The sequence below is a fragment of the Acetobacter sp. UBA5411 genome, from assembly GCF_002409645.1.
Classification (GTDB): domain Bacteria; phylum Pseudomonadota; class Alphaproteobacteria; order Acetobacterales; family Acetobacteraceae; genus Acetobacter.
The window spans coordinates 1-10,016 of sequence record NZ_DHNR01000016.1 but is presented as its reverse complement, the minus strand read 5'-3'; the positions used below and the strand labels follow the sequence as shown (position 1 = coordinate 10,016).

The following is a 10,016-nucleotide window of genomic DNA, read 5'->3' as shown; positions in this document are numbered from 1 at the left end:
TGCCGCTTCCACGCGGGGCCAGCATCCCACAGCACATCCGTGCCGTCCGGCAGCGTCAGGGAAACCAGTTCCGCCCCCTGAGCGGACACTGTCGCTGTGAGTTTTTCATCACCGAACACAAACCGGTCAGTGCTCATCTGGCCATCTCCGAAAATCTTTCCCTTTTTATAGAAAGATTTCCGGAGCTTCGCAAAGAAGGACAACAGCCTCAGTCGTCAGCCAACCGATCCCGTGGAGGCTGGGCCGAACGCCCGGTGATCTGCGTCGCCGCCGACCCTCTTCCTGAGAGAGACGGATGAGTCATGAACCATTCATGCGCCGAGAACGGCTTGCTCCCCGGATCAAGACGACGCCATACGCCTGTCTTTTCCAGAATCCAAGAATTCAGATTGTCCTTGAGATCCGTCACCATGATCTGATCAAGGATCTGCGCGTGGACAGTCGGATTGGTGATCGGCACCAAACTTTCCACACGCCAGTCCATATTCCGCGTCATCCAGTCGGCCGAGGAGATGAACACCTTGGCGGAACGCGACGGCAGACGGTGACCGTTCCCGAACGCATAGATACGTGCATGCTCGAGAAAGCGACCGACAATGGACTTGATGCGGATATTCTCCGACAGGCCCGGCACACCCGGCCGCAGACAGCACATGCCCCGCACGACGCCCATGACCTTTACCCCGGCGCAGGAGGCCTCATACAGCTTGTCGATCAACTTCGGATCAACCAGTGCATTCATTTTCAGCCAGATCTGGCCCGGACGTCCCTGACGGACATGCTCGATTTCTTCATCGATCAGGTGGTTCAGCGTCTTGCGGCATGTGAGCGGCGAGAAGGCGATCGCCTCCATCTTCGCCGGTCTGGCGTAGCCGGTGACATAGTTGAACAGACGCGCCGAATCACGCACCAGCTCAGGATTACAGGTGAAGAATGAGAGATCAGTGTAAATCTTGGCCGTGATCGGGTGATAGTTACCCGTTCCAAAATGGGCGTAGGAGCGGACAGTCCCACCTTCCCGGCGTACGACAAGACTCAGTTTGGCATGGGTCTTGAGGTCCGAGAAACCGAACACGACCTGCACACCCGCCGCCTCAAGTGCGCGCGAGAGACGGATGTTCGCCTCCTCGTCAAAACGCGCACGCAGTTCCACCATCGCCGTTACGGACTTGCCCGCCTCGGCCGCCTCGATCAACGCCTTGACGATCGGACTGTCCCGCGACGTGCGATACAGCGTCTGTTTGATGGCGATCACATTCGGGTCGAGCGCCGCCTGACGCAGGAACTGCACCACCACGTCGAAACTCTCGAACGGATGATGGACGATCAGATCCTTGGCGCGGATGGCTGCAAAACAGTCGCCGCCATAATCCACAATCCGCTCCGGAAAACGCGGCGTGTAGGGAGGGAACAGCAGATCAGGCCGATCATCAACGATCATCTGCTTCAGATCGACCACACCGATCATGCCTGAATGAACGGAAACCTCTTCAGGCGGCAGATCGAGTTCATCGACGATCGCATCGACCAGACCGCGTGGCACGCTTTCCTGCATGTCCACATGGATCACCACGCCACGACGACGCTGTTTCAGCGCCGTCTCATAGGCGCGGACAAGATCTTCCGCCTCATCCTCGAATTCGACATCGGTGTCACGGATCACCCGCACGGTGCCGCTCTCCACGACCGCCAGCCCCGGATAGAGCCGATCAATACACAGCTTGATCAGGTCTTCCAGCAGCACGAACCGCACGGACGGCGGCTTGCCCGGCAGAGATGGCAGACGGATGAAACGATCTACCTGCGCGGGCAGCAGGATCAGGCCGTTCATGACAAACAGGCCGGTTTCCTCGGATACGAGGCTCAGACCGAGCGCAAGTCCCATATTCGGGATGAAAGGCAGCGGATGCGCCGGATCGACAGCCAGAGGTGTCAGAACAGGAAAGACGCGGTCCATGAAAAAGTCGGACAGCCAGATGCGATCGTCGGCGTCGAGTTGCTCCAATCCGCACAGCGTCACGTCGGCTTCGGCCAGAAGACCCCGCAGATGCACCCAGATACGCTGCTGCTCGCGGAAAAGCTGCACGCAGCGTTCCCGCACCGCCGCCAGCTGGAGGGAGGGCGTCAGCCCATCGGGAGAAAGCGAAACCAGTCCTTCCCGCACCTGCCCCACCAGACCGGCGACACGCACGGAGTAAAATTCGTCAAGATTGCTGGCGCTGATGGACAGGAAGCGCAGACGTTCCAGCAAGGGGTTACGCTGGTTATCGGCTTCCTCGACCACACGCTGGTTGAAGGCGAGCCAGGACAGTTCGCGGTTGATAAAGCGGTCAGGAGACGTTGCGGTAATTTCCACCGGAGCTGGCGCAGCCTTCCGCGTCCGGCTCCGTGCAACCGCTGTACCTGTCTGAGCCTTGGCGGCTGCTGCTTTCCGACGAGTGCCCTGCGATCTGGCGGACGCAGGCGCACGGGTTCCCTTCACGCGACGGCCCACTCCTCGCGTTCTGTTTCCCTCATGCTCCGACAAAGTGCTCTCCTGTGCGGCTGTGATTCAGCGCAATAACTGTCTGCGTGTTATTTTTATGCAGGCTAAATGGTATGAGCCCATCATCCTTTTGTCATATGACAATTTAAGAACATATGCAGGGAAGATGTCGACGGCGTCACTTTAAACGCAGCATCACTCACTCAGATCCGCCAGCAGACGCGTGGCCGCTCGCAGATCGAAAGGCTGTCCCGAGGCAAGGGTCACCGCGTCAATCCGGCTGACCGCATCCTCTATCACCGAGGCTTCCCGCGGCAGACGCTGCAACAGCCAATCTGTGATCTGTCTGGGCACAACCAGCTGACGCTCAGCCAGCAGACGCAACATCAACCGATAAAGCAGCACATCCTCGGCAGGCCCGACTTCCACCGTCATCGTCGCCCGCAAACGGCTGCACAGATCTGGCAGCGTCACCGTCCACAGGCTCGGCGGCGTCCGCGCCACCATGAGAAGCGGCATCCGGCGCTCGCGGGAGGTGTTGATGATACGCAGCAGCGCCAGTTCATCCAGCCCTTGCTCAGGCAGCGCATCGAGCGCCAAGGCGCGGGGCGTGCGTTCCAGCAAGGTCGCGATGTCGGGCAGACCCTGCGCCGCATCCACGATCATCGCGTCGTTGCGCTGTCCCCACACCTGCAGCAGATGAGTCTTGCCGCGCCCCTGCCCGCCCCAGAGCGCCAGCCGGTTCTCCGACCAGTTTTTTTCCGCATCCGTTGCAAACAGCCAAGTTCGCGCAGCCGCATTCGAGCGACCGGACACGAATCCCGCCTCGTCAAAGCGGCGCTTATGCCCGAACGGCAGTGGCAGCTGACGCATGTCATCCGGTCTTTTTTCGCCCGAACCGGGCTGACCGGGGCGTTCTGGATCATAAACCTGTTCCGTCACCGCTATGCGCGCCGCCCCGCCTGCCTTAAAGAGTGCTCATAAACCTGATACCGTAAACGTCCCGGATGTTCGACCCTCACCTGTCGAGACCATCCCACAGCCCAGAACGAGCCGACGCCATGACCGCATCTCCCCCGGAAACCTCACAGAGCGCTTCTTCCAAGGGCCTCACTTATCGCGAGGCCGGAGTGGACATCGAAGCAGGTGACGCCCTTGTCGAGGCGATCAAGCCTGCCGCCAAGGCCACGACCCGCACGGGCGTCATGGGTGGACTGGGCGGTTTCGGCGCGCTGTTCGACCTCAAGGCCGCCGGTTTCTCCGACCCGGTCCTCGTCTCCTGCACAGACGGCGTGGGCACCAAGCTGAACCTCGCCATCGACAGTAGTTTGCATGACACGGTCGGCATCGATCTGGTCGCCATGTGCGTCAACGACCTTGTCGTACAGGGCGCGGAGCCGCTGTTCTTTCTCGACTATTTCGCCACCGGCAAGCTGGCCATCGAAGATGCCGCCAAGGTTGTGAAAGGCATCGCCGAAGGCTGCCGCCTGTCCGGCTGCGCCCTTGTCGGCGGTGAGACGGCAGAAATGCCCGGCATGTATGCGCCGGGTCATTATGATCTCGCAGGCTTCTCCGTCGGGGCCGCCGAGCGCGGCAAACTACTGCCGGGCGAAATCCGCGCCGGTGACGCGCTGATCGGCCTCGTTTCCAGTGGCGTGCATTCCAACGGCTTCTCGCTGGTGCGTCGCATCCTGTCCGCCGCCGGTCTCAAGCTCGACGACGCAGCCCCATTCGCACCGGGCCAGTCGCTCGCGCAGGCGCTGATGACGCCGACGAAACTCTATGTGTCGCAGGTTCTGGACCTGCATCGCGAAGGCCTGCTGAGCGGAGCCGCCCACATTACCGGCGGCGGTCTGCCGGGCAATTTGCCGCGTGTGCTGCCCAACGGCGTGAAAGCTGTGATCGACGGTCCGTGGGCCCCTGCTCCGGTCTTCGGCTGGCTGGCGAAAACCGGAAACGTCGCCACCGAGGAAATGCTGCGCGTGTTCAACTGCGGTATCGGAATGGTGCTGATCACGTCCAAGCCGGATGTCGTCATGGAACGTCTGAGCAAGATGGGTGAAACACCGATCGTCCTCGGACAGGTCGAAGCCGCCGTTGACGCAGACGCGGCCCCCACGCTGGAGATGGCTGTCTCCCCGGACTTTTCCTGGTCCTGAGGCAATCTGACGTGAGCATCCGCAAGACCCCGATCGCCATCCTCATCAGCGGCCGCGGCAGCAACATGCGCTCGCTGATCGCCGCCTGCGCCGAGCCGAATTTTCCGGCCGAGGTTGCGCTTGTCCTGAGCAACAAGGAGGATGCGGCCGGACTGGATTACGCCCGCTCCCTTGGCCTGCGGGCCGAAGCGGTGCCCCACAAGGCTTTCGACAAGGATCGGGAGGCGCACGAACGCGCTATCGACGCTCGATTGCGGAAAGCGGGTGTGGAGTTTGTCTGCCTCGCTGGCTACATGCGCCTGCTCACACCGTTTTTGACGGACGCATGGGCCGGCCGGATGATCAACATCCATCCCAGCCTGCTACCGCTTTTCCCCGGCACGCATACGCATGAACGGGCGCTGGAAGCGGGCGTGCGCATCCACGGCTGCACGGTGCATCGTGTGACAGCCGGCATGGATGAAGGGCCTATCATCGCTCAGGCGGCAGTCCCCGTCTTTCCGAAAAAGGATAGCGCAGACGATCTGGCTGCCCGCGTACTGGTGCAGGAGCATGTGCTTTATCCAGCTGCTCTGAAGGCTGTGCTGGTTGGGGCTGACGGCAGTGTTTCGAGCGAGGATGGACTGCTGGTGGTGTGAGTGCCAGCCGAAAGCTTGAATAGCGTTGCTGTAGCATGTCTGCTTACGCCTTCATGTCAGTCGTTCGGCGGTTGGCTGGGATTTCCTAATAACGGACCTTCCATTTTTTTCAGGTGATCGCGGAGTGAGGCGATAAATACTTGAACTTTCGATGACAGGCTGCGGTGCGCCGCATAGACGGCATGTGCCTCGACTGTTTCCGTTCTGAACGTCGGCAGCAGTCGCACAAGGCTGCCGCGCCTGACGGCAGGAGCCGCAAGAAAATCCGGCAGACGTCCGATCCCGGCGTTATTCTCCAGCAGGACCTGAAGCACTGCCGGTTCCGGGACAACCGAGCCAACAGGAACGGGCACAACATGGTCGCGACCGTGACTATCTGTGAAGCGCCAGTGATCAGGGCGGTCGATCCATCCCAGCAGAGTGTGCGACGCAAGATCACCGGGCGTTTCCGGTGTTCCCTGCCGTGTCAGATACCCCGGGCTGGCGCACGGCCATAAAGCAATGCTGCCAAGCGGACGGGCAATCAGATCGGAGTCCGGGAGGGACCCGATCCGGATCGCCACGTCGACATCCTCGCGCGCCACATCCACGATACGGTTTTCCGTCTCGAGATTCACCCGCATATCGGGAAAACGTTCGAGAAAACCGGGCAGCATTGGCGCAATAAGACCAAGCGCGAATGTCATGGCTGCATTGACCCGCAATGTGCCGCGCGGCTGTCCGGTGACACCGTCCAGTGCCGAGCGGGCTTCGGCGATATCATCAAGTACGCGTCGTGCATGAGGCAGAAGCAGATTACCGGCTTCCGTCAAACGAAGTTCACGCGCTCCTCGTTCGAACAGCTTGGCTCCGAATTCGGTTTCCAGCCTGGATACCGCCCGGCTGAGCGTCGATTTCGGCGCGGTCATGGCGCGTGCGGCGCCACTTAAACTCGCCGTTTCCGCGATGCGGACAAAGCAGTACAGATCATAGACGTTCATTGTTGTCGTTCCGATTCTGGAACCCACTATCCACGATGCAGTGTCTGGTTCCGTCTGTCGGAACGCAATAGGTTTTCTTCCTCAGCGGGAGAACGCCGATGCCGGATCCGATCATTCTCATCACAGGCGCTACCGGCAATCAGGGCGGTGCGACAATTACCGAACTTCTGGCGCGCCCCGCCCGATGGCGCATTCGCGCTCTGGTGCGAAACCCCGGGGCACCGAAAGCCGCCGCTCTGGCAGCACGGGGTGTCGAACTGGTTCAGGGTAATCTCGATGACGAACGGTCGCTGCGAGCGGCTCTGACGGATGTGTATGGCGTGCTGTCCGTGCAGTCTCCCATGAAAATCGGACCCGAGGGAGAAGAGCGCCAGGGCAGATTACTGGCGACGCTGGCGGCCGAATGCGGCGTGAGCCATATCGTTCAGTGTTCAGCAGGCGGGGTGGATCGCGACAGCGGCGTACCGCACTTCGAGAGCAAACATGCCATTGAGCAGCAGATCAGAACGCTTGGCCTGCCATCGACCATGCTGCGTCCGGCAGCCTTCATGGAAAATTTCGCGACTTTCATCTTTCGGACCACGATGCTTTCGATGATGAAAACCTGTCTGGCACCCGGCCAGCCGATGCACCTTGTTTCGGTACGGGATGTCGGCTGGTTTGCCGCAGAGGCGTTCGAACATCCCGAGCAGTTCATCGGCCGCGCCATTGAAATCGCCGGAGATGCCGTCACGGCACAGCAGGCCGCCGGAACATTGCGTCGTACCGGTTTGCGGCCAGCCGTCATGTTCACCATCCCCCAAGGTTTGCTTAACCGGCTACCCGATGATTTCCGGCTGATGTTCGAGTGGATCGCACGCGAGGGCTTCTGTGCCGATGTGCCAGCCCTCAGGCATGAACATCGCGGCCTGCTGACCTTGTCCGACTGGGCAACGAATCAGACAGCCAAAGTCTGACAGTATTGCCGGCATGGGTTCTCCTTCCGGAGAAATAGTAAACGGGTGCTCACTTACATACGAGTGCCAATTACACCTCGCCGTATATGACCAGGATCAGGTCAGGACGGCCATCGACGGCAAAGGTTGAAACCTCGAAGGTCTGGGGACCGTGAACTGGATGATGAAACGTCTTGGCACCGTGCTCGAATGTGTGGATCGTCCGGTCGTGCCATATCGTCCTGAATTCAGAACTGGCTGCACAGAGTTCCGCGACCAGAGGCGCGATCGTCTCCGAAGCACCGGCCCGGGCCGCATCCATCCTGAAACTGCTGACAATGAAACGGGCAGTACTTTCCCAGTCCGGATGGAGTGTCCGGGCGCGGGGATCAAGAAAGATCAGGCGCAGAATATTGCGATGTTCGGGAGGCAGTAACGCGAAATCGGTCATCAGTTCCGTGGCGGCACGGTTCCAGGCCACCATCTGCCAGGTCGCACTGCGGATAAAGGCCGGGCTGGGATCAAGACTGTCCAGCATACGCTGAAGTCTCGGCGTGACGCCCATGTCCTGACGGTAACGCGCTTCGGGCGGTCGTCCCAGCCCGAGAAGGAAAAGGTGCTCCCGTTCGGCGTCCGTCAGCATCAGGGCGTCTGACAGTCGCTCCAGGGCAGTGGCCGACGGTGTTCCGCCACGTCCCTGCTCAAGCCACGTGTACCACGTGACGCTCAGGCCCGCGCGTTGCGCGACTTCCTCACGCCGTAATCCCGGAGTGCGCCGACGAAGGACTGGAAATCCCAGTGCGGCCGGGTCGAGCTTCAGACGCGCATTGCGGAGATAGACGCCCAGCTCTTTCTCAGTGGCGTGCGGATTGCTCATCCTGTTAGTGCTCATACCCCTGTAAGCTCACGGCTTTACCAGTGTATCCGATCCCCTCCAGTCTGTCCTCTTTCAGGAAATCAGCCCGGCTTTCCTCCTGAATCCGGGCTCATCTTATCCTTGAGAACGCAAAGGCGCAGACATGAGCGTAGTATCTCCCGGTTCTTCTTCTTCGCTCCGCATCGCAATTCTGGGCGGCGGCAGGATCGGAAGCGCCTTTGCCTTCCATATGGCACGAAAGACGGAGCATGAGGTGACGATCGTCGCTCGCCCGAATTCTGCGCGTCTTGCACAGTTGCAGCGGGATGGCGGTGTTATCACGACGAAAGGGGAGCGTGGCCCGGCGATCATTTCTGAGAGGCTGGATGAAAGCATCCCGTATGATCTCGTGCTCGTGACGGTCAAGGACTATCAGGTCAAAGCTCTTCTGCCGACGCTGAAGCGCAGTGCGGCCCGAAAGATCCAGTTCATGTTCATGACGTTCGATCCGGACCGCCTGCAACAGGCTGTCAGTCCAGAACGTGCCGCACTCGGCATGCCGTTCCTTCAGTCCGATTTCGATACGAATGGGCGTTTCAGAACTGTCGTCGGCAAGCGCGAGACGCTGACGGATGACCCGCACTGGGCTCAGATTTTCAGGACTGCCGGACTGCCCGCACGGCACGAGCCTCAAATGGCTCTGTGGCTGCGCTGTCACGTTCCGCTTGGTGTCGCGTTTGAAAGCGTGGCGGTCGCTGCTGAGAAAAGAGGTAAAGGCGCGCCATGGAGCCGTGCCCGAACACTGGCCATTGGCATACGGGCCTGTTTCGCCATGATCCGCGGTCAGGGGTACGATATTTACCCCAAAGACAAGGCGAGACTGGAAAAGCTGCCGGTTTTCGCCGTTGCCGGAATGCTCTGGGGACTGTCACGCGTTTCCTCGTTCCGCACTCTTCTGGCGACAGGAGAAACCGAGTGCTGCGCCTTGGTCGACGATATGCTTGCCTCAGCGACGACGCTCGGACAATCCGTCGATCCTGATGCGGTTAGCGCTATGAAATCCACGTCATGACGGAGCCTGCATTCTTCCAGCATCGAGGCTGGCTCACCATCTCAAACTCTGCCTTACTGACTGACGTCTTTCCATTTATTTTGACCGCAACCCGACATTCCGTTCACCCCCCGATCTGCCTGTCTGCTCAGCGATACAGGAGCAGACAGGCAGCAGTCGCCTTCATGTCGGTCATAAGCGGAGCCGTTCAAGTTTCCATAAAGCGGACGGTCGGCAATAGTTCTCGTTATCCGTCGATGTCCTCCTCCAGACTTCTGATTGCTGCATGTGCAGCTGATCAGGAGAAAGTATCATGGAAAAGAAAACGCGTTTTCCATCGCCTACGCTGAAGGCGTCCGTGCCTTAGAATGGAGGAAAAATGGTTGGCGCCAAGCGGGCACTTAAAGAAAAGCACGTCTGGGCCATTCGGTTTTGGCTGGGGAGCGAACAGCGTATCAGAGACAGAGCTTTGTTTGATCTTGCTCTCGATAGCAAACTCAGAGGCTGCGATCTTGTCAGCCTTCGTATCGGCGACATCGTTACCAGTGGTCAGGTGCGCCACCGAGCCATGGTCGTCCAGCAGAAAACCCGGCGACCTGTGCAATTCGAAATTACAGAAACAACGCGAGAAAGCGTGCGGGCGTGGCTGGAACATCGAGGTGGTGGCTTGAATGAGTATGTTTTTCCAAGTCGCCTAAGCGCCAAAGCTCACCTGAGCACAAGGCAATACGCCCGGCTTTTGGATCAATGGGTTCAGGCGGTGGGACTGATCGCCGGGGAATATGGAACTCATTCGCTCCGCCGGACTAAGGTTGCCATGATTTACAAACGAACCGGTAATATCCGAGCCGTGCAGATCCTGCTGGGTCATTCAAAACTGGATAGTACGGTTCGATACCTTGGGGTGGATGT

9 protein-coding genes are annotated in these 10,016 nt (G+C 59.7%); 5 read left to right on the top strand and 4 right to left on the bottom strand.

What is annotated here, in order from left to right; genetic code table 11:
* Positions 1–208 precede the first annotated feature (208 nt).
* Both B3759_RS04505 and B3759_RS04500 read right to left on the bottom strand, forming a co-directional pair.
* Positions 209–2,356 (bottom strand): RNA degradosome polyphosphate kinase, encoded by a 2,148-nt coding sequence (locus B3759_RS04505; protein WP_408736447.1) that lies wholly within the window; start codon positions 2,354–2,356, stop codon positions 209–211.
* A 324-nt stretch (positions 2,357–2,680) separates the two neighbouring features.
* Positions 2,681–3,358: a DnaA ATPase domain-containing protein gene (locus B3759_RS04500; RefSeq protein WP_291364026.1), complete on the bottom strand. Its 678-nt coding sequence runs from the start codon at positions 3,356–3,358 to the stop codon at positions 2,681–2,683.
* Positions 3,359–3,546: 188 nt separating this feature from the next.
* On the opposite strand from B3759_RS04500, the gene purM reads away from it, so the two are divergent.
* Both purM and purN read left to right on the top strand, forming a co-directional pair.
* Entirely contained in the window at positions 3,547–4,644 is a 1,098-nt protein-coding gene (purM, locus tag B3759_RS04495) for a phosphoribosylformylglycinamidine cyclo-ligase (protein WP_291364024.1), read from the top strand.
* An 11-nt stretch (positions 4,645–4,655) separates the two neighbouring features.
* Complete coding sequence (gene purN, locus B3759_RS04490) at positions 4,656–5,282, top strand: phosphoribosylglycinamide formyltransferase (protein ID WP_291364022.1); 627 nt, start codon at positions 4,656–4,658, stop codon at positions 5,280–5,282.
* 56 nt (positions 5,283–5,338) lie between these two features.
* On the opposite strand, the gene B3759_RS04485 is transcribed toward purN, so the two are convergent.
* Complete coding sequence (locus B3759_RS04485) at positions 5,339–6,262, bottom strand: LysR family transcriptional regulator (protein ID WP_291364020.1); 924 nt, start codon at positions 6,260–6,262, stop codon at positions 5,339–5,341.
* Positions 6,263–6,360: 98 nt separating this feature from the next.
* Here B3759_RS04485 and B3759_RS04480 point away from each other — a divergent pair, with 98 nt between their 5' ends.
* Positions 6,361–7,218, top strand: a complete 858-nt coding sequence (locus tag B3759_RS04480; RefSeq protein WP_291364018.1) for an NmrA/HSCARG family protein — start codon at positions 6,361–6,363, stop codon at positions 7,216–7,218.
* A 70-nt stretch (positions 7,219–7,288) separates the two neighbouring features.
* On the opposite strand, the gene B3759_RS04475 is transcribed toward B3759_RS04480, so the two are convergent.
* Positions 7,289–8,089: a helix-turn-helix transcriptional regulator gene (locus B3759_RS04475; protein ID WP_291364015.1), complete on the bottom strand. Its 801-nt coding sequence runs from the start codon at positions 8,087–8,089 to the stop codon at positions 7,289–7,291.
* Positions 8,090–8,216: 127 nt separating this feature from the next.
* Here B3759_RS04475 and B3759_RS04470 point away from each other — a divergent pair, with 127 nt between their 5' ends.
* Both B3759_RS04470 and B3759_RS04465 read left to right on the top strand, forming a co-directional pair.
* Positions 8,217–9,125, top strand: coding sequence for a ketopantoate reductase family protein (locus tag B3759_RS04470; protein ID WP_291364013.1), 909 nt, complete (start codon positions 8,217–8,219; stop codon positions 9,123–9,125).
* A gap of 358 nt (positions 9,126–9,483) precedes the next feature.
* The coding region (locus tag B3759_RS04465; RefSeq protein WP_291364011.1) for a tyrosine-type recombinase/integrase at positions 9,484–10,016 on the top strand (533 nt) is incomplete at its 3' end.